Origin of the sequence: Dehalogenimonas sp. W (genome assembly GCF_037094495.1) — a bacterium.
Classification (GTDB): Bacteria; Chloroflexota; Dehalococcoidia; order Dehalococcoidales; family Dehalococcoidaceae; genus Dehalogenimonas; species Dehalogenimonas loeffleri.
In genome coordinates, this window is record NZ_CP146612.1 from 327,022 (window position 1) to 346,443 (window position 19,422).

Consider the following 19,422-nt stretch of genomic DNA (forward strand, 5'->3'; position numbering starts at 1 on the left):
CTCTATTTGCCTCCCTGAATATCAGAGCCTTTTTATTTTTTAGCCGCGGTCTTACCGGCTTTGGCCACCTTGGAGCCATACTTGGAGCGTCCCTGCTTGCGATTAGCTACGCCGGCGGTGTCCAGAGTACCACGGACGATATGATAGCGCACACCCGGCAGATCCGGCACGCGACCGCCACGGATAAGCACAACCGAGTGCTCCTGCAGGTTGTGACCTTCACCGGGAATATAAGCAGTAACTTCCATATGGTTGGAAAGACGGACGCGGGCTATTTTACGCAGCGCCGAATTAGGTTTCTTGGGCGTAGTGGTTTTCACCTGGAGACAAACACCGCGCTTTTGCGGCGAACCGGTACCGTAAACATTACGGTTCTTGAGGGCATTGAAGTTGTAATGCAACGCCGGAGTCTTGGCTTTCTTCGCCAGCTTATTGCGCCCTTTTCTGACTAACTGATTTACCGTTGGCATGTGTCTTGCTCCTTATCATTTTCCGGACAATACAAAAGGATGAGACGAGCCCACCCTTCAACAAGCCCGTGGCAGACTGCTTTAATAACGCATCATCTGCCATGTTTGTAATCAAATCACAAACAACGGGCTAGTGTATCATGCCGAAATAGCGGTGTCAACATTTCAATCCTGAGGACACCACATCCCGGGCTTTTCATGGTTCCACCTATGACCACTGAAAATATCTAATCCGCCAGCCCCGACAGCTATCCCTGCCCCTGCTCTTTCGTTATAATAAATGCACCGGCTAAAACCGGACAGCGCTGGTGATACATCGGACACCGCCAACCAACCGGCAGGGGGTTTTTCCCAGGTGCAGCAAGACGAACGAGAAATTATAACGCGGGCGCAAGCGCGGGATGCGGAGGCCTTCGGTCTTATCTATGAAGCCTATTTTGATAAGATTTACCGTTATGTCAGCATTAAAACCGGCAACCGCACGGAGGCTGAAGACTTGACGCAGCAGGTGTTTGTCAAAGCCCTGAGTTCAATACATTCTTACAAGGTGATGAGCAACATCCCTTTCAGTGCCTGGTTGTACCGTATCGCGCATAACCAGATCGTTGACAGCCTGAGAAAGAGGTCGCGCCGGCCAACAGTGGAGCTGGATGAGACGATGCCGCTGGCGGCTGATGATGATCCGGCCGCCGAAACCGAATTAAAAATGGAGAGCCGGGAACTTATAGCGGCAACCCAAAAACTGACCCCGTCCCAAAGGGAGGTGATTGCCCTGCGTTTCGGGGCCGAGCTGCCCATTGCTGAGGTAGCCCGCCTGACCGGCCGAACCGAAGGGGCTGTCAAGGCAATGCAGCACGCGGCTATAGCCGCATTGCGGCGGCTGATGATGGAAAAAATATGAATACAGCAGATAAACACAACAACAACATAATAATAGAAGACATCTTTGATGAATGTCTGGATGCCGTGCTTTCCGGCCGCGCTTCAGTAGAAAACTGCATGGAAAAATACCCCGCTCAAGCCGCAGAACTGGCCGACCTGCTGAATATCGCCCTGGGAATCGCCCGGTCACCCGAACTTGTGCCTTCGCCCGGTGCCAGAATGCGCATCCGTTATGGGCTGAATGAAAAACTGGCCGAGACGGCACATCGGCAAAACAAACCATTCTGGCGTCTCGGCTGGGCCAACGCCGTAATAACTCTGTTGCTCAGCCTTAGTCTAGGAGGCGGCGGCCTGGCATTTACCGTCAGCGGCAGTATGCCGGGTGAGGTCTTGTATCCGCTGAAAACTGGTATGGAGCAGACTTTAATCAGCCTGACTCCGGGAAATGATGCCAAAGTTAAGCTCTATACGGCATTCAATGATCGCCGGGTAGCTGAAATCATGTACCTGGCCGGCATTGGTGATTCGCTAGCTATTGCCGAACTCACTTCAAGCATTGCCGCCAACTTCTCCGCGGCCGCGGCTATACAAGGTCTTAATCCTAATAAAACGATAGATATGCTGGCTCCTCCGTCCGGCACGGAATGGACCGTCAGTATTACCGGTACGCCCGAAAACGACCGAGGTGCGGGAGTTTCATCCGCCGTTGCTGAAATATTGACTGATGCCGAAGCTTCCCAACTGGCCAGCTTGACTGATATCCCTCCCGGTGCGTCGCCGGCGGTCCAACTGGCGCTGGAACAGGCCGCGGCGGTTATCCGCGACGGCTATTCCGATCTATTATCCCGCTTTGATTAAGGCACAGAGAGCCGGTGTTAACCGGCTCTCTGTGCCTTAATATTATCAGTTCCGTCAGACCGCAACTGTTTCCGCCTCGGTGACCCTGACCTTCCCGGCTGTAGCGCTCAGGAATTCAATGATTTCCGGTGAGGGATTGATATGCGGCGGTGATAAATGAGCCAATTCCGCCCCGGCTGCCTGCTGCTTCAATTTATAAAGTTTGAAGGCTCCTTGCGGCAGCACCGTGACTTCCAGCGGCATCAACCCGGTAAAATCCTCCAACTCAGAATACGGTTGATCAAGCTGTTTGAGTTCGGCATGAATCAGACCAGCGGCCTCCTGAGCATTGATTCGCTGTCCCTTTTTGGGCTCCAGATAGTAACGCAACACTGGCCGACCCTTGCTGGTTTCTTTACGGGCAGTCCAGTTATCATAGGCCACCCGCGAATGCTCCAGAGCCTGCCACAGAACTTTTTCCGATAACCTGGTGAAACCGGCGATGTCTATCTGATCATCAACCCGGGTCAGGAAGCGCATCTGGGGAATATCAATATCCAGTTTGTCATTCCGGAGTGAGGTAATCTGGACCAGGTGGCCCAGACGGTAACGGACAAAGGCACCGCCGTGGAAATTGGTAATGACCAGTTCGTAGTTCCCTGGCTTGAGTTCGTTCATCAAATAGGTCTGTGGCTGGTATGACGGATCCTGCCAGCATTTGACGGCTTCTGATTCGGGGATGAACTCAAAGAAGTTCATATGGGGGATAAAGGTCATGCCCTGATGATCCCAAGTCTGCATGGCGATGATAACAGCTTCAGTACAACCGTGAAAGTCCAAGGGATAACACCCCCACATTTCATTGATCTTATCCCGAAATACTTCGCCGTCAATTCCGTAGGTAATGAGACCCTTGAGTTTCCACAAATCCTTCGGCAGCATTGGCCGGCCGGCCAGTTTGGCTCTCATTTTACCCTTAAGCAGCCGGGCCAGCATGGCAGGCTTTTTTACCATTTTTTTTATGTCAACCTTGCCGCCGGAACTCTTAAATTTCTCGCCCATGGCTACGGTGACGCTGGACATGGACAAACAGTAATCCATCCCCTTTTCCAATCCCATTTTGAAGCCCTGAGTAACGCGTTCTTCAAATGAGACATTCTCAGCCTCCTCTACCGGCGGCAAAAACTGGAAGATCTCATGGGGGAAAACCCGGGTCATGGTGCCGGTAGCATAAGGCGGCGGCGCCATGCCGTAAAGCACCCGGTCATTGGGACGAATGGTAACGTCATGGCGCTTTTTGGCGCCGGAAAAGAAGGAGAGGGCAAAAACCAGCGCCTCAGTCTCATCCATCATCCGGGCGGTCACCGGGGCCCAGCGGTAAGAATACTCTGCGCTTTTACCGGAAGTATATTGCCACATAATCGGCTTGCGCGGCAGCACATCCCACCGCCGCTTCAAAAGATAGGGCGCGTAGTCTTCATAGCTGGTCAACGGCACCATACGGCGGAATTCTTCCACCGTGGTAGGATTGGCACCATTGAAGATACCCTTGCCCAGCGGGCAGTTCTTCAGCATCTCAATTTGTTCCAAAAGCAAACGCTTTTGGATATCCATAAATTGATTTATGCTCAGATCAATAAACCCGCAACAGCGATCCCACATCTCATCATATTGTCCCTGTTCCAACATGTCACCTAACTGGCTCATTTTGACTGGACCTCCAATTTGTTATTTTTTTTCAAGCCTTTGAAGAAGGCGGTTAGACTTTGTTTGCTAGGAATAAGCATGGGAGTAGTTTCCTGGTACCGGTGATAACCCGGAAACATACGAGGAAAAACGTAGCGATCCTGGAGGTAGACGAGTATAGTGGAGAAAAGAACCCAGACGATCCCAGCCCAAAGAGCCAGCAGGGACCCTGACAACAATACCAGCCCTGCCATGGCGAACCCGAAAAACAGCAACCAGGGATGGCGAACCAATTCATAGATGCCATTAGTGACCAATTGCCCGCTGGTACCGCTGGATATATAGGTTTTACCGATTGGGAGCGCTACATATAGTGAATAGGCCATACCAAACAAGGCAGCCGAAAATACGCCCCAACCGAAAATGTTAATCCACACGGGAAATCCAAAATGGTTTCCCGTCACGGCAACATTGAACATGGCGTAGACGACAAGCCCGGTCCCAACGAGCCACAAAAGCGGCTTTAACCCGGTGATCTTCTTCATTGAGGCAAAATCAAGGAAATGCATCAGCATGAAACCGGCAGCCCCTAATAAAATGTAGTTCATAATATTTAATTAGTACTATGCCAGTCATTCGGGGCTATTGGAAGGTATATAGTACTAGAACAATGTTCTAGTCATAGCTGAGGTACGATTAAAAAAAATTCTCCCCCGATTTGGGGGAGAATTAACATTTCCTTTGAAAACTCTCAGACTTGAGCGACGGCTATTTCCATTTGATCTTGACTTCCCGTCCTTCTTCTTCCGGAGCGTTCTGATCAACCCCGGTAAACTTGGAAGTCATTTCCTTCAAATCCAGCGGACCTTCTTTGCCAAGTTCCAAGCCGTAGCCGATAAAGAAATCCACAAAGCTCTTCATTAATTTCTTGGTATCTTCCTGAAACCCGGCCATCTCTTCCTTCAGAGCATACTTGTAACTTTCCTTGTTAAGCATCCTGGCAAACTCAGCCTTAAGCTGCTCCAGGTCCTCACGGGAAATTCCAGTTGCAGACGGGACGGGTTCTTTCAGTTGGTTGTCAATGAGAAAATTAAGGAATTCAGCCTGAGAAAGGTCACCGCGGTTTTCATCAATCTTCTTGAGCAACTCCGCTGGCACGATCAACATTCGCTTTTCAGTCATAGTACTCCTGTCGGGGACGCATCTTCATCGTCATCTTTGAGATTAAGAGTATCAAGTATTTCGTCTATATGGCGCAAAAGCGTCAAACCTTTTTTGGTGACCCGGTAAGTAACCGAAGGGTTGCCCAGCTTGACCCGGTCCACTAACTCCCGGTCAATCATGAAATTAAGATATTTCTGTAGCTGAAAATAGCTCATATTGACGGAATACATGATTTCCGTCTTGCCGGCTTCACCCAGCCGCAACATATCTGCGATAATTTCAATGCTGGACCTTCTGCGGTCTAATCTCATCGGTACCCTACTAAAGTCCTTTTTATTGCGAATTACGACTAGTACTATTATACTACCCACGTCAAGTGTTATCAGGTGTATTATTATCCATACACGGAATAATATTCCGGAAACATCAGGGGAGGCATCATGAAAGCTGAGGAACTGCTACGGGCAATGGTCAAAGCCGGGGCTTCAGACCTGCACTTGAAGGTCCCCAATCCGCCGGTTTTCCGCATTGATGGAATGCTCAAACGCCAAACCAATTACGGCCCGATCAATGCCGGCGACATGGAGCGCTTGTTCCGAGAAATGACTACCCCTGAACAGCAGGAACATTTTATTCATGACAAAGAACTTGATTTTGCGATGTCAGTTCCCGATGTCTCACGCTTCCGGGTCAATATCATGTACCAGCGGGGCACCATTTCCATCGCTGTCCGCCAGGTCCCCTTCCATATAATGACCATTGATATGTTGAACCTGCCGGGCATCCTGAAAAGCCTGATCATGAAACCCCGGGGCCTTATTCTGGTCACCGGCCCGACGGGTTCCGGTAAATCCACCACTCTGGCCGCCATGCTGCAGCATCTTAATGAAAACCGCCACTCCAGTGTCATCACCATTGAAGATCCCATTGAATACGTATTTCAGGACAATAAATGCATTATCGCCCAGCGGGAATTGGGCGGCGACACCTCTTCCTATCCTACTGCTCTGCGCCATGCCCTGCGCCATGACCCGGATGTGATCGTCGTGGGTGAAATCAGGGATATTGATACCATCACTACCGCGGTGGCTGCCGCCGAGACCGGCCATTTGGTTTTGGGAACCCTGCATACCATTAATGCCGTACAGACTGTGGACAGAGTGATTGATATGTACCCGCCAAACCAGCAACATCAGATTCGGATGCAATTATCACAGGCATTGGAGGCAGTGGTTTCCCAAACGCTTATCAAAAGGGCCAACGGCAGCGGACGGGTGGGCTGCTTTGAAATACTGCTGACGACCACCGCGGTTAGAAATCTGGTTCGCGAAGGTAAAACCTTTGAACTGCACTCCATCATGCAGCTGAACCGGCAGGCCGGCATGCAGACTCTGGATCAGAATCTAGCCGAACTGGCGGCGAATGGGATTGTAACTAAAGAAGAAGCGCTTATGAAGAGCGATAATCCCGACCGTCTGGAACGGTTGATTGAGGATACCAAACGGCACGTCAGAGCCCCAAATCCATTTTAGACGTCCAAAGACAATAGTACTGGTCAAGTTGTTTACGAACGATTTTCGTTGACATCCATGGCCCGCTCGGACATAATGAGCCGAATATCAAATCAACTGACCGGGGGACCGATATAGCTTGACCGTCTGGGCTGCCATACCGCTGGTTACATCCATAGCATACTTAGTACTGCTGTTGTTAATGTTGCCTAGTTTGGACCGCAAAATCAGTCGGGCGATGGCATATTTTGCCGGCATTGCCGCGCTTTGGGGTTTTAGTTCCTTCATGTTGCATCTGGATGCACCGGCTTCACAAACCCTGTTATGGAACAAAATTCTGATTATTACTTTAGTATGGACACTTGTGGCCTATTACCATTTTGTTCGCGTGTATGTATTCAATAAAGCTGGAATTGGTGTACTAGCAGGATATCTCGGACTGGCCATAGTGGCGATTCTTTCATTGAATGGACATATCGTTACCAGCGCCTCTGTCCTTGAAGGTGTCGTCCATCAGACAATGACCGCTAACGTGTACCTTGTAACGCTCATAGTGCTGACCATCACATTACTGAGTGCGTCGGCCCTGTGGCATAAATTTCGGAGCACCCAAAACGTTGATGAACGCCTCACTCCAATAGTCCTGTTGACCGGTATGTTGATTGCCGTTACCGCCGGCTTCACCAATCTAAGTGACAACCCGATGATATACGGTCTGCCGATTGACCAGTTAGCCAGTTTCATTAATCTTTCATTAATCGTCTTTGTAATTTTCCGGCACCGCCTCGTCCCGTTAAGAAACATCAATACCCAAAGAGGCTTCACCTACGCTTTATTGACACCACTTGCCTTGTTCTCCTTTGGAGGGTTGGCCTCAATTACCATGGGACTCAGCGGCAACACACCGCAAATATTAGGCTTAAATGCCTGGGCAATTATTCCATTGGTGGCCAGTATTGTGTATGTGGTATTACTCTTACTGGTACTTCAGGATACAGAACGAAAAGCTAATAGATTCTTCGCCTATTTTCTGAGTGTTGCGGCATTTTGGAGTTTCACCTCCTTTATGCTGGTTTTCAACCCGGCTGCAGCCCCCGAACAACTTCAGTTCTGGAATGAAATGGTTGTCGTAGCCATCACCTGGATCGGCGTAGCTTATTACCATTTTGTCAGAGTGTATGTTAACAAGCCCGGGGGCATCTGGGTCTACATCGGTTATGCGTTTACCTTCACCATTTTAATTCTTGCCCTGAACGGAATGGTCGTCTCAAATGTCAGCCTCGTGAATGGATATATTCTCCATGATATCCGGCCTTGGGATATTGTTATCGGTTCAATCATTGCCCCGTTTGTTATTGCCGGCGTATACATGCTCCTCAGGCGCTATAGACAATCCATTGACCCGGTTGATCGCAACCGGACGGTCTACCTTTTACTTGGTTCAGCTGCTTTGATCATTCTTAGCTATATAACTCCCTTCACACCGGCACTGGCCGGTTTGACGACCGACCATATCGGCAACATTATCAATACTGCGTTAATTGCCTATGCAATATCCCGCTTTCATTTACTTGATATCAAACTGGTCGCACGCCGCGGTCTGACTTTCCTGATACTGGTCACCGCTTTGGCCGCTACCTATGCCGGCATGTTATTCCTGACCCTTCAATTATTCCCGGGAATACCCCAAACCACCGTCATGATTATTACCGGCATAATCGTCACTCTGCTCGCGTTGACAGCTCGGCCGCTGACTCATTTTATCGCCGTTACCGTAGACCGGATTTTCTATCGGGAAAACTATGTCCACCGTCAGGAACTGCTGAACTTTTCCAACAAGATGAGTTACATCCTGAATCTGGAAGAACTCTCACAGGCGATCCTGCCGCCCCTGGCCCAGGCGCTGAATATCAGCCATGCGGCGCTGTTATTCCAAAATAACCCGGCGGCGGATTTTACCGTTCAATATATATATCCTGAGAATCACGAATTAAGGAACAGTTTCCGTATGCCGGCGGATAACCCGATTGTGGAGTGGATGGATCGCAAGGGTAGAGCCATATCACCCGCACAGGTACATTCTATGGCGGAATTCAAGGGGTTGTGGCAATCAGAGAAAGAGCAACTGGCCAATGCGGACCTGGCCCTGATCCACCCAATCAAGAGCCGGGATAAACTGGTCGGCATCATCGCTACCGGCAATAAAAACAACGGCGGCGTATATTCCACTGAAGACTTGGAACTGATTAACCGTATTTCTTCCCAAGCCGGCGTCATCATTGAAAATGCGCAACTGTTTATTCAAGCGAATACCCGCGCCAATACCGACGAACTCACCGGCCTTTATAACCACCGCCATTTCCACGAACGTGTAGAACAGGAAATCAGCCGCGGCGGCCGGTTCGGCATCACCTTCTCCCTGATACTGCTGGACCTTGACCTGTTTAAGGTTTATAACGATATCTACGGCCATCTGGCCGGAGATCAGCTTCTGCGCAAGGTAGGGCAGATGATTCATACTTCAGTACGCAATATTGATCTGCCTTTCCGCTACGGCGGTGAGGAATTCGCCATAATCCTCCCGGAAACCCGCATTGATGATGCTTATCGGGTAGCTGAACGCTTGAGAAAGACCATTGAAGCCCGTTCCAGTTTCCGGGAAATGCCGGTTACTGCAAGCCTCGGTGTATCCAACTGGCCGGGTGACGGGCTGATGAAGGAAGAAGTGATTCATCGCGCGGATTTAGCGCTGTACCGCGCCAAACGGTTAGGGCGCAACCGGACCTGTCTGGCCTCCGAAACCGCCGGACCGGAGGCTCCCGACCTTAACGCTGAGCCGGAGGCGCAACCGCAGGCTTTGTCCATCATCTACGCCCTGGCGGCTACCGTGGACGCCAAAGACCACTATACCTACGGCCACTCCCGCAAGGTGAGTGAATATGCGGTAGCCCTGGCGGAAGCCGTCAAACTGCCGGAAGAAACGGTCCATTTCATCCGGGCGGCCGGTTTACTTCATGATATCGGTAAAATCGGCGTTCCAGATTCTATCCTGACCAAACCATCGGCACTTGACCTCAAGGAATGGGAACCCATCCGTACGCATCCGGAACTGGGAGTGGAAATACTGAAGCATGTGGTTGACCTTTCCAAATGTCTGCCGGCGATTCTCCATCACCACGAACACTGGGACGGCAGCGGCTACCCGCACAAACTCAAAGGGGAATCCATACCGCTGGAAGCGAGGATACTGACGGTAGCCGATGCTTATGACGCCATCACTTCCCCGCGGCCTTACCGCGACCAATTATCACTTGATGAAGCGCTGACGGAACTCAGACGATGTTCCGGCAGTCAGTTTGACCCGCAACTGGTTGAGGTGTTCTGCCGCATCATGCAACCTTCGGAAGAAGAGCGCGCCGGCGCCGAACGCCGCGCGGAAACGAAAACCACAACCACCGAAGATTAAGCAGAGCCCTGGTTTATCTCTTTACTGGAAAGGCAAATTATTCCTGAGCAGCGGGCCTGCCGGTAACAAAATCCAGACTGAAATTCACCCCTCGTGCCGAATGAGTAATCGCCCCGACCGAAATCAAATCAACACCGGCCTCGGCGACCTCTCTGACATTCTCCAGAGTGATACCGCCCGATGCCTCAAGACTGATGGTCGTCGGCACTGTTTTCACGGCCTCCCGGATGTCATCCAGACTCATATTGTCCAGCATGATGATATCGGGTTTACCGTCAACTGCCTGTTTTAATTGTTCCAAATTCTGGACTTCTATTTCTACTTTCATCCCGTTAGCACCGGCCTTGGCCTTGGCGATGCCTTCAGAGATGCTGATGCCCTTGGCAGCCATGGCCACCAGGTGATTGTCTTTGATAAGGATACCGCTGGCCAGGTCCGGGCGGTTATTTTGTCCGCCGGCGGCATAAACAGCGTATTTCTCCAACAGACGCAGTCCGGGCAGGGTTTTGCGAGTATCGCCGATCTTTACCCCCAGGTCCTTGACCTTTTCAACATACCGAGCGGTCAGCGTAGCCACACCGGAGAGATGGCTGAGGAAGTTCAAAATTACTCTCTCGGCTTTAAGAATACTGGTTACCCTGCCGGTTATCACCATGACCACCTCGCCGGCCTTGGCCGGATTACCGTCCTGAATTTCCATCTTGACTTCAAGGCTCTGGTCAACTTTAAGTAAAGCGATCCGGGCAATTTCGCCGCCGGCTACAACGGCGTCCTCCCGGGCAATTATGGCTGCACTGCCACCCATGTTTGCCGGAATAATCAGTTCAGTGGTGCGGTCACCGCGGGCGACATCCTCTTCCAGTGCGATATCAATAATGCGTTCAATTTGATTGTGAGTTCCCATGTCAGATATTTCCTTCCTGTTTATGTGTGTTAAAGATTATATGCCGTCGCCAGCGCCCGTCCGGTTCTGGATAATCCGTCCGGTAATGAGCGCCCCGGCTTTCAGTCCGGTATAACGCGGCTTCCACCAACAGGCGTCCGGTAATAATCAGGTTAGCCAGTTCGTAGTCATCGCGACTATTAAAAGTTGATCTTTGAACCAACGCATCCCAACCACCCAGCTTTTCAGCCGCCTCGGCCAGCCCGATGCAATCCCGCAGGATACCGGCTGACTGCCATAATAATTCCTGAATGTCTACCCTGTTGGGTAAAGATAGTACCCTATGAGGCACGATATCGGCAAGTCGGCGGCTGTCTGATGCCGGCGGCAGGGGTTCTGAATCAGCTTCAGTACTATGCTTTACAATCCGCCGGGCAAATACCAGCACCTCCAGCAACGAGTTTGAGGCCAACCGGTTGGCCCCGTGGACTCCAGTGCAGGCGACCTCTCCGGCAGCATAGAGCCCGGCCAGGGAACTGGCGCCCCAGGTATTCACCCTGATGCCGCCGATCATATAGTGGGCCGCCGGAGCAACGGGAATTAAATCCCGGGTGATATCCAGTTTGTTCGCCAGGCAATGCCGGTATATTTGCGGAAAGCGCGTAAGAACCAGCGTTGCAGGCAGATGAGTCACATCCAGATAAACGTGGTCAGCGCCGGTGCGGCTCATTTCAGACACAATCGCCCGCGACACGATATCCCGGGGCGCAAGTTCTGCCTGAGGGGTATAATCCGCCATAAAACGCCGGCCATCTGCCGACCTCAGCAGACCGCCCTCGCCCCGGACGGATTCGGAGATTAAAAAAGGCGGCGCACCCGGTATTTTTAAGGCGGTGGGGTGAAATTGAAAGAATTCCATATCCTTGATGTCCGCGCCGGCCTGGTAGGCCAGCGCCACCCCGTCTCCAGTGGCGATATCCGGATTGGTGGTCAAACTGAACAGCTGCCCGGCACCACCGGTAGCCATTATGAGGAAGCGGCAGGAATAAGCTTGGCGTTCACTCCCGCCATTTAAGCTTGACAATGTCTCAACGCCGCAGACACGGCCGCCGATCTGCTTGATGGAGGTTACCAGGCAGTGTTCCAAAATCGGGATTCCCGCCGCCCTAACTCCGGCTGACAGCGTCTCTTCAATATGCCGCCCCGTTGCGTCACCACCGGCATGAAGAATGCGAGGCATAGAATGGGCGGCTTCCAGCGTGAGGGCGACCTCACCTTCAACGGTATCAAAGGGAACGCCGAGTTCAATCAAATCCTTGATTCCCAGCGCAGCCTCACGAACCAGAATCCTGACTGCCGCCTCTTCACTGAGGCCGGCGCCAGCATTCATTGTGTCTTTGAAATGAAGTTCGGCGGAGTCTCCGGCGCCTATGGCCGCGGCGATACCGCCCTGTGCATAGCGGGTGTTACATTCTTCAATGGTGCCTTTGGTAACAATGAGTACTGAGCCATGACGGGAAGCGAGCAGGGAACTGTATAGACCGGCAATGCCGGAACCGACAATAATATAGTCGTACACCGCCAATTCGGCCTCCATTTAATACCCGGCATCAGTTGCCGCCAACCTGGGGGAACGTTAGCTGAACTCAACACGGAACTCTGTTGCTTGGGATTTTCTCACCCGGCGCAAACCGAACCCGTAACAATGATTATGTCTAAGCAGCCGGTTCTTCCTGTTCCTGTTTCATGGCGACACCAGCCCGGACCAGGCGCAACAACGCACCGGACTCGGTTTTGATGACTAGTGTTTTTTCATCAAGGGCTTCAATAGTGCCGTATATGCCGCCGATAGTGACAATCCGATCGCCCCTTTTCAGATCCGCCAGCATATCCTGCTGTTGTTTCTGCCGTTTTTGCTGCGGCCGAATAATCAACAGATAAAAACCGGCGAACATCAGCAGCATGAAGCCTAAAAGCGTCAAAGTTTCATTATTCATATCAAGTCTCCTTAAGTGCCGTCGGTCACCAATTCCCCTCGCAACGACCACGGACCGGCGGCGTTAATTCTAATATTGACCAATTGACCTTTAAGTGCCAACCGGCTTTCAAAGAACACCAGTTTACCATGTCTCTCACGGCCCCGCCACTTGCCCTTAGCTTCGTTCTCCACCAGCACCTCGGTAACGGTACCCACCATGGATTGATTATTGGCCTCAGCAATACCCGTCTGCAGAACCTCTAAATCCGCCAGGCGGCGGGATTTTTCCGCCGCTGGCACATCATCGTCATATTTCTCGGCGGCCTCTGTCCCGGGTCGGGGCGAATATACAGCGGAATGGACGGCGTCAAAACGTAAATCCTCAATCAGTCTGCGGGTGTTGAGATACTGTGCCTCAGACTCGCCGGGGAACCCCACAATAACGTCCGTAGTCAGTGAAATATCAGGTACTGATCGGCGGATACAGGCCACCAGCGCCCGGTATTCAGCCGAGGTATAACCCCGCCGCATCCGCCTTAAAACCTCATCATCGCCAGCCTGAACCGGCAGATTTATGGCAGGACAGACTTTGCTCAAGGTGCCGATAGCCGTAATTAAACGGTCGCTCATGTCTTTGGGGTGGTTGGTCAGAAAGCGCAACCGCCGTAATCCCTCAATGCCATTAAGCGCTGCCAGCAGGTCAGCCAGGTCAGGCTCACCCGGCAAGCCCTGGCCATACGCGTTGACATTCTGTCCCAGCAGCGTCACTTCCCGGGCGCCACGCGCCACGAGTTCCCTGACTTCAGCCGTCAGTTCATCCAAAAGCCGTGAGGTTTCCCGGCCGCGACGGTAAGGCACGATGCAGTAGGAACAAAAGTTATCGCAACCCTGGACGATGGGTACCAAAACTGAAACGTCGGGTTTCTCGGGTAAAGTATCCTGAGGTATTTCATCCAGAAAATCAGGCAGCGCTCCCGCGTTGAAAAAATAGTCCACCATGGGATACTGTTTTTTCATTGCCGCAATGTCTTCACCGACCATGCAGCCGGTAAGAGCCACTTTCAATGCCGGACGCTGAGCCTTTAATTTTTTCAATATCGCCAGCCGGTTGGTTATACGCTCCTCCGCACTTTGCCGCACGGCACAACTGATAAGTAGCACCAAATCCGCCTGATCAGGCTCGTCCACTGGAAAGTAACCCTTGCGCCCCAAAATTGTTTCCAGTCTTTCGGCTTCTGACTGGTTCATCTGGCAGCCGATGGTAAATATATGATATTCGGGCATTGGATGTCCTTTTAAAATGTCCTATAACGGATTTATTATTCAAGCTGGGGCGGTATTGCGGGCAAATCCGTTAACCGCCGCCGCAGAATAATCAATACGGAATATAATCTAACATAAACCGGTGTAACACGTCAGCCAAAACAAAAAAACCTGCCGCCCCTAAACAGAGGCGGCAGGTAGAGGCACAACCAGTGTGGTTAACTGGATTACTACTGAGGTTTGGAAATGAAGCTGGCGAAATCAAACGCGCCTTTGGGAGCGGCTTCAGTTTCTGAAAACTCCCCGGTGGACGGCCCATCATTAGCCCTGGTTTCGGCTGTCACCAGATCACTCTCATCCTGAGCGACCGGAAATTCGTTCACCGGTACCGGCGCCGGGGCTGCCTCCAGCTCCAGAGGCTCATTATCCAATTGTTCATCCGGCAATAGTAAGTTACGAGCCAGGCTTTCGGCTTCGGCCTGACGGCCGTGAATAAAGTCATCCACCAGATCCAGCGCTTTTTCCTCAGCCTGCAACAGCACCGCCTGGCGGATTTGTTCAGCCAGTTTGGCGCCTTCATCCCGAACATTATCCTGCATATCCAGAACGATGCCCTGAAGTTTGCGACGGTATTCGTGCATCGCCAGCGAACTGGCGCGCTGAGCCTGAACGCGGGCCTGTGAAGCTATCTGATCAATCATAGGGAAGGTATTTTGTACCGCCAGTTCAATATCCCCGGCGGGCTTTTTTTCACTTTTCTCACTGTTTTCCACGGGTACGCCTCCAGATTTTTGTTCCCGTATATATCCTAACTCCGTTCAAGGGAAGGCGCAATTACCCATTAGTACCGATTTGCGCAGAAAATAGTACCAAAAAAACAAAAAACCGCTGACGCGGTTTGATTTTGTAACATATCCAGATAAACGGCGGAGGGAGGGAGATTCGAACTCCCGACCCCGGTTACCCGAGGTAAGCACTTAGCAGGCGCCCGCACTAGACCACTATGCGATCCCTCCACGAGACGTTTCGGAGAATAAATATAGCACAGAAACCGCCTGACTCTCAAACTGCCGGACGGCATCGGCACAAGCCGGCAACTTACCGACGCCGGACATGAGTTGAGTTAACGGCGCTGGTTGATCTGCCGGTTACCGAACCAGTTAAGAATGTTACCCACCAGTCCCAGTAGCACACCGGTGATATACAGGGTGATGCCTTCGCCGATAAGGATACCGGCTAATATGGAGGCTACGGAGGCTATAATAAGGCCAAGCCCAATACTTCTTAATACCATAACTTTTTGTCTCCTTTCACTGCGGATACGCGCAGGCCAGTTAATATGATATACTAAACTCCAATCTATTGGTAGGAGAAAACACTCTGGAAGCTATTGATCTGGCCCGGCGTATCGCTGACATCGCAATGGAAAAACAAGCGGAGGATATCATCATTACCGATGTCCGCGGTTTGTCCAGTATAACCGACTATCAGGTGACCCTGTCAGCCGACAACCAGCGTCTGGCTCGGGCGATACTTGATGACGTCGTTGACAAACTCAAGAAGGAAAACATCAGACCGCTTTTCTCCGAAATAAGCGGACAGGACGCTGACTGGCTGATTCTGGACTACGGTGCTGTAATGTTGCACATCTTCACACCTCAAAAACGGGTCTTTTTTGACTTTGACCGCCTGTGGCCTGAAGCCAAGACGGTACTGGCGCTTCAATAAAGTTTCATTCAAAGACGCCTTTTTAAACGACTTCCCTATTCCATCACCCTTCGCCGCATCACCATTGAGGCCAGCAGAAACAAAGCCACCGTCGTGCCTGCAATTATCAGAAACGATGTTGCTGTTGTTGAGTTAAAATCCCCGGTCACCAAAGACCGCATCAGGTTAACCGACGGCGTTAACGGCAGAAACGGGCTGATGTCAGACACAACCGCCGGCAACCGGTCAAGCGGGAAAAAGGCGCCGGAGAAAAAACTCATCGGGGCAATAAACAGCGTGAAATAGTAGTTAAAGCTGTAAACCGACGAGGCGAACGATACAAATACGATCGCCATACTGGAAAACAACAACCCCACTATGAATGCCACTGCTGGAATCAATAAGGCCCACCAAGAATCCAGCAGACCGAATATTAGGGCTACCGAAAGAATAATGGTGGCAGTAATGATGGAGCGCGTAGCCCCCCAGAGCACTTCGCCGCTGACGATATCTTCAAGGGTCAGCGGAGTCGCCATGATGGCATCGTAAGTCCGACGATATTCCATACGAAAATAAGCCCCGTAAGTACATTCAAAAGTTGCCGTCGTCATCGCATAAGCCGCCAACACCCCGGGCACAATATAATTGATGTATTCAGTACCATCAATGACACCCATATAAGCCCCAAAACCCAATCCCACCGCCAGCAATAACAGCACCGGTTCAATCATAAAGGCCGGCGCCAATGACCACCATAACCGCAAGAATACGTCACGATTACGCCGCCACATATGAATGGCCCGGAAGGTCGGCAGGCGAATCATTCTACCAATGCCCTTCCGGTGAGCCGCATGAATACATCTTCCAGCGTCCCCAGGCGTTGCCAGGCCCGGTAACCCCGGGTGGTAAGGTCAGTGCATAGATTGCCGGCATCGGCATGAAAGACCTGAATCAGGCTTTCCGCCGGTTCTGCATCAAGACCACGTTTCTTCAGGTCTGCCAGCATCTGTTCCGCCTCGGCGGCTTCAGGCAGTATTTCCACCACTTCCTGGCCCACATGCTGTAAAACCATTGCTTTGGGAGTATCCAACGCCAGAATCCGGCCCTGGTACATTACCGCGACCCGGTCGGATAATACCGCGGCTTCGTCCATATTCTGTGTAGTCAGCAGCAGTGTCACGCCCCGTTCCTGGAGTTCTCTGAGCTTCTGCCAGACCAGGTTGCGTGACTGAGGGTCCAACCCCACGGACGGCTCATCCAGAATAATGATTTTGGGATTATTGAGCAGACTGCGGGCCAAAAGCAACCGGCGCTTCATCCCGCCGGATAAGGTTTTGATCTGGCCGTTGGCTTTGTGTTCCAGTTTAAAAAGGCTCAGTACATCATGACTGCGCCGTAACGCTTCCGCCCGCGGAATCTCAAAATAGCGGGCAAAAGAAGTCAGGTTTTCAATGACCGAAAGTTCCGGGTCAAGATTGTCGCCCTGAGGTACGACGCCGAAAGAAGCTTTGATTCGCCGCGGTTCTTTGGCCAAATCCAGACCCATGACCTTAATGGAGCCGCTGGTTATCGGAGAAATAGTGGTCAGCATTTTGACCAGAGTGGTCTTGCCGGCGCCATTAGGCCCCAGCAATCCGAAACACTCCCCTTCCATGATGTCCAAGGAAAGGCCGTCAACCGCCGTAAAATCCTTGAACCGTTTGGTCAGATTAGAAATTTCAATAATGGCGGACATTTGTTAATAATATCACCGGCACCTGCCCGGCACAAAACCAGACCCGATTTTTAGCTCATCGTGCCCTGACGCAGGCTGTTGAGCAGGTACTGGATTTCAGTGGCGGAAACACCGTAGCGGTGCAAAGCATGGCGGGTGATTTCCAAACTGGCTTCAAACTGGGGTCTGACCAATTCATTAACCCCGATGTCCTTGAGTATTTCCGCGTCCCGATCACGTTCTACCCGGGCCACGATATCCAGCCGGGGATTAAGTTTACGAGCGTTCTTAACGGTAAGCTCCACATCCATGAAACCGGGGTAGGTGCACACCAGCAATTTCGCTTTTTCCAACTGGGCGTGGGCCAGTATTTCCGGATTTGAAGCATCGCCGTAAATACAGGGGACGCCTTCGCGCCGCAATTCGGCAATCTTTTTGGGGTCAAGTTCAATGACCAGATAAGTCAGGTTTCGTCGCTTGAGCACTTTCGTCAGGGCGGCCGCCGACCGGCCGTGTCCGCAAATTACGGCATGCCCGGATAATTCCTTGATGGAACGGACGCTGGTGACTTCACCCCTCTGATTGAAAAATCGCCGGCCTAATGAGGTGTTTTCCAGCCGATGGTACAGGTTATTGCCTAACCCGATCAGAAACGGCGTTAAAATCATGGTGGTGATAGCGGCACCCAGTGTCAGTGAATAAGTTGAATCTCTCAGCACCCCTGAAGCCACCCCGACCCCGGCCAGCACAAAGCTGAACTCTCCAATCTGACTTAAACCAAAACCGGTGGCCATGGAAGTCCGTGCACTATAACCAAAAACCCAGGGCACGGCTGCACTGATAAAGAATTTCGTTACTAAAATAAACAACACCACTCCGGCAATCAACATGGGATTATCAAAGATAAACGACAAATCAGCCAGCGTACCCAGCGAAACGAAAAACAGAGCGCCGAAGGCGTCCCGGAACGGGACGATATCAGCCAGAGCCTGCCGGGCAAAACTGGACTGGCCGATCAAAAGGCCGGCGATAAACGCTCCGACCGCGGCTGAAACACCGAAAAACTCCGCGGCAATAGCAGCAGCCAACGACAGCGAAACGACAGTAATCAGAAATAATTCCCGGGAACGAACCCGCGCTACTCTTTCCAGTATCCGGGGCAGCAGCCAGAACCCCAGCGCCGCCATCGCGGCGATAAAAGCCAGCGCCTTGCCACCGGCGGTGATAAGCGCCGGGCCGATGTCGGCATCTTCAATACCCAGGGTCGGCAGAATAATCATCATGGGCACCAGCGAAAGGTCCTGTACCAGCAGAATACCGGTCATAATCCTACCGTGAGTGGTATCCAGTTCGCCGCGCTCCATCAGTAATTTCAAAACAATCAGAGTTGAACTGAGAGATACCAAAAACCCGAAAAATACGGATTCGGCGGCACCCCAGCCTAATAACTGACCCAGACCGAAGCCAGCAGCAGCTGTGAGCAGTATCTGGCCTGCCCCGCCGAGAATGGCCACAGGGCCGATGCGCCGCAGTTCTTCCAGAGAAAATTCCAGTCCCAGGGTAAATAAAAGGAGAATAACCCCGATACCGGCCATAGCCTCAATAGCTGCTGTATCCTGTACCAGGCCAAGCCCGTGTGGACTGACCAGCATCCCGGCAAACAGGTACCCAAGAAGAACCGGCAGTTTTAACCGATGCGCCAGCACACCGCCAAGCACTGCGGCTACCAGCACAATGATTATCTCTACTCCAAAATCAAGATGGCCCAAGAGCGGCTCCGATTACCTCAAGATGGTCAATTTTAACATAATCATGTCTAAGACGGTTAGATTACAGCTTTAACCACCGCCCGGCGGGTGTG

19 protein-coding genes and 1 tRNA gene are annotated in these 19,422 nt (G+C 51.7%); 5 read left to right on the forward strand and 15 right to left on the reverse strand.

The features are described 5' to 3' along the window. Window positions 1-32: 32 nt before the first annotated feature. Window positions 33-470: a 30S ribosomal protein S12 gene (gene rpsL, locus V8247_RS01645; protein WP_338738121.1), complete on the reverse strand. Its 438-nt coding sequence runs from the start codon at window positions 468-470 to the stop codon at window positions 33-35. Between the two features lie 355 nt (window positions 471-825). Here rpsL and V8247_RS01650 point away from each other — a divergent pair, with 355 nt between their 5' ends. Together V8247_RS01650 and V8247_RS01655 are read left to right on the forward strand one after the other, a co-directional pair. Further along, entirely contained in the window at window positions 826-1,371 is a 546-nt protein-coding gene (locus tag V8247_RS01650) for an ECF subfamily RNA polymerase sigma factor, BldN family (RefSeq protein WP_338738123.1), read from the forward strand. Then, window positions 1,368-2,210, forward strand: a complete 843-nt coding sequence (locus V8247_RS01655; RefSeq protein WP_338738125.1) for a DUF5667 domain-containing protein — start codon at window positions 1,368-1,370, stop codon at window positions 2,208-2,210. Before V8247_RS01650 ends, V8247_RS01655 begins: the two co-directional genes overlap by 4 nt. A 54-nt stretch (window positions 2,211-2,264) precedes the next feature. On the opposite strand, the gene V8247_RS01660 is transcribed toward V8247_RS01655, so the two are convergent. From V8247_RS01660 to V8247_RS01675, 4 genes are all read right to left on the reverse strand, one after another. Continuing rightward, window positions 2,265-3,896 (reverse strand): GH3 auxin-responsive promoter family protein, encoded by a 1,632-nt coding sequence (locus tag V8247_RS01660; RefSeq protein ID WP_338738127.1) that lies wholly within the window; start codon window positions 3,894-3,896, stop codon window positions 2,265-2,267. Then, window positions 3,893-4,483, reverse strand: a complete 591-nt coding sequence (locus V8247_RS01665; RefSeq protein ID WP_338738129.1) for a methyltransferase — start codon at window positions 4,481-4,483, stop codon at window positions 3,893-3,895. Before V8247_RS01665 ends, V8247_RS01660 begins: the two co-directional genes overlap by 4 nt. Before the next feature lie 160 nt (window positions 4,484-4,643). Beyond that, window positions 4,644-5,057, reverse strand: coding sequence for a hypothetical protein (locus tag V8247_RS01670; RefSeq protein WP_338738131.1), 414 nt, complete (start codon window positions 5,055-5,057; stop codon window positions 4,644-4,646). Then, complete coding sequence (locus V8247_RS01675) at window positions 5,054-5,350, reverse strand: winged helix-turn-helix domain-containing protein (protein ID WP_338738133.1); 297 nt, start codon at window positions 5,348-5,350, stop codon at window positions 5,054-5,056. The genes V8247_RS01670 and V8247_RS01675 overlap by 4 nt, the downstream gene beginning before the upstream one ends. 126 nt (window positions 5,351-5,476) lie before the next feature. On the opposite strand from V8247_RS01675, the gene V8247_RS01680 reads away from it, so the two are divergent. Then, entirely contained in the window at window positions 5,477-6,571 is a 1,095-nt protein-coding gene (locus V8247_RS01680; RefSeq protein ID WP_375340876.1) for a type IV pilus twitching motility protein PilT, read from the forward strand. A gap of 181 nt (window positions 6,572-6,752) precedes the next feature. After that, window positions 6,753-10,016: a diguanylate cyclase gene (locus V8247_RS01685; protein ID WP_338738138.1), complete on the forward strand. Its 3,264-nt coding sequence runs from the start codon at window positions 6,753-6,755 to the stop codon at window positions 10,014-10,016. Window positions 10,017-10,053: 37 nt separating this feature from the next. Here V8247_RS01685 and nadC read toward each other — a convergent pair whose 3' ends face one another. The 7 genes from nadC to V8247_RS01720 all read right to left on the reverse strand — a co-directional run bounded on the left by nadC (window position 10,054) and on the right by V8247_RS01720 (window position 15,434). Next, window positions 10,054-10,920, reverse strand: coding sequence for a carboxylating nicotinate-nucleotide diphosphorylase (gene nadC / locus V8247_RS01690; RefSeq protein WP_338738140.1), 867 nt, complete (start codon window positions 10,918-10,920; stop codon window positions 10,054-10,056). Between the two features lies 1 nt (window position 10,921). Further along, entirely contained in the window at window positions 10,922-12,496 is a 1,575-nt protein-coding gene (nadB, locus tag V8247_RS01695) for an L-aspartate oxidase (RefSeq protein ID WP_338738143.1), read from the reverse strand. Between the two features lie 118 nt (window positions 12,497-12,614). After that, entirely contained in the window at window positions 12,615-12,896 is a 282-nt protein-coding gene (gene yajC / locus V8247_RS01700) for a preprotein translocase subunit YajC (RefSeq protein ID WP_338738145.1), read from the reverse strand. Between the two features lie 11 nt (window positions 12,897-12,907). Then, window positions 12,908-14,161: a tRNA (N6-isopentenyl adenosine(37)-C2)-methylthiotransferase MiaB gene (gene miaB, locus V8247_RS01705; protein WP_338738147.1), complete on the reverse strand. Its 1,254-nt coding sequence runs from the start codon at window positions 14,159-14,161 to the stop codon at window positions 12,908-12,910. A gap of 209 nt (window positions 14,162-14,370) precedes the next feature. Continuing rightward, window positions 14,371-14,913 carry a hypothetical protein gene (locus V8247_RS01710; protein WP_338738149.1) on the reverse strand — a complete coding sequence of 181 codons (543 nt, stop codon included), beginning with the start codon at window positions 14,911-14,913 and terminating at the stop codon, window positions 14,371-14,373. 154 nt (window positions 14,914-15,067) lie between these two features. Further along, a tRNA-Ser gene (locus tag V8247_RS01715) sits at window positions 15,068-15,156 on the reverse strand. Between the two features lie 107 nt (window positions 15,157-15,263). After that, window positions 15,264-15,434, reverse strand: coding sequence for a hypothetical protein (locus V8247_RS01720; RefSeq protein WP_338738151.1), 171 nt, complete (start codon window positions 15,432-15,434; stop codon window positions 15,264-15,266). A 68-nt stretch (window positions 15,435-15,502) separates the two neighbouring features. Here V8247_RS01720 and rsfS point away from each other — a divergent pair, with 68 nt between their 5' ends. After that, window positions 15,503-15,868: a ribosome silencing factor gene (gene rsfS / locus V8247_RS01725; RefSeq protein WP_338738153.1), complete on the forward strand. Its 366-nt coding sequence runs from the start codon at window positions 15,503-15,505 to the stop codon at window positions 15,866-15,868. A gap of 35 nt (window positions 15,869-15,903) precedes the next feature. On the opposite strand, the gene V8247_RS01730 is transcribed toward rsfS, so the two are convergent. The 3 genes from V8247_RS01730 to V8247_RS01740 are packed head-to-tail and all read right to left on the reverse strand — an operon-like array spanning window position 15,904 to window position 19,330. Beyond that, window positions 15,904-16,671, reverse strand: a complete 768-nt coding sequence (locus V8247_RS01730; protein ID WP_338738155.1) for an ABC transporter permease — start codon at window positions 16,669-16,671, stop codon at window positions 15,904-15,906. Next, the gene (locus tag V8247_RS01735) at window positions 16,668-17,582 is read right to left on the reverse strand and encodes an ABC transporter ATP-binding protein (protein ID WP_338738157.1); all 915 of its coding nucleotides are present in this window, start codon (window positions 17,580-17,582) and stop codon (window positions 16,668-16,670) included. Before V8247_RS01735 ends, V8247_RS01730 begins: the two co-directional genes overlap by 4 nt. Before the next feature lie 50 nt (window positions 17,583-17,632). Further along, the gene (locus V8247_RS01740; RefSeq protein ID WP_338738159.1) at window positions 17,633-19,330 is read right to left on the reverse strand and encodes a cation:proton antiporter; all 1,698 of its coding nucleotides are present in this window, start codon (window positions 19,328-19,330) and stop codon (window positions 17,633-17,635) included. Window positions 19,331-19,422: the final 92 nt, after the last annotated feature.

Excerpts from the sequence above, each read along its gene's own strand:
- rpsL (WP_338738121.1), bottom strand. The coding sequence starts at position 470 with ATGCCAACGGTAAATCAGTTAGTCAGAAAAGGGCGCAATAAGCTGGCG.
- V8247_RS01655 (WP_338738125.1), top strand. The coding sequence starts at position 1,368 with ATGAATACAGCAGATAAACACAACAACAACATAATAATAGAAGACATC.
- V8247_RS01660 (WP_338738127.1), bottom strand. The coding sequence starts at position 3,896 with ATGAGCCAGTTAGGTGACATGTTGGAACAGGGACAATATGATGAGATG.
- V8247_RS01665 (WP_338738129.1), bottom strand. The coding sequence starts at position 4,483 with ATGAACTACATTTTATTAGGGGCTGCCGGTTTCATGCTGATGCATTTC.
- V8247_RS01670 (WP_338738131.1), bottom strand. The coding sequence starts at position 5,057 with ATGACTGAAAAGCGAATGTTGATCGTGCCAGCGGAGTTGCTCAAGAAG.
- V8247_RS01675 (WP_338738133.1), bottom strand. The coding sequence starts at position 5,350 with ATGAGATTAGACCGCAGAAGGTCCAGCATTGAAATTATCGCAGATATG.
- V8247_RS01685 (WP_338738138.1), top strand. The coding sequence starts at position 6,753 with ATGTTGCCTAGTTTGGACCGCAAAATCAGTCGGGCGATGGCATATTTT.
- nadC (WP_338738140.1), bottom strand. The coding sequence starts at position 10,920 with ATGGGAACTCACAATCAAATTGAACGCATTATTGATATCGCACTGGAA.
- nadB (WP_338738143.1), bottom strand. The coding sequence starts at position 12,496 with ATGGAGGCCGAATTGGCGGTGTACGACTATATTATTGTCGGTTCCGGC.
- yajC (WP_338738145.1), bottom strand. The coding sequence starts at position 12,896 with ATGAATAATGAAACTTTGACGCTTTTAGGCTTCATGCTGCTGATGTTC.
- miaB (WP_338738147.1), bottom strand. The coding sequence starts at position 14,161 with ATGCCCGAATATCATATATTTACCATCGGCTGCCAGATGAACCAGTCA.
- V8247_RS01720 (WP_338738151.1), bottom strand. The coding sequence starts at position 15,434 with ATGGTATTAAGAAGTATTGGGCTTGGCCTTATTATAGCCTCCGTAGCC.
- V8247_RS01730 (WP_338738155.1), bottom strand. The coding sequence starts at position 16,671 with ATGATTCGCCTGCCGACCTTCCGGGCCATTCATATGTGGCGGCGTAAT.
- V8247_RS01735 (WP_338738157.1), bottom strand. The coding sequence starts at position 17,582 with ATGTCCGCCATTATTGAAATTTCTAATCTGACCAAACGGTTCAAGGAT.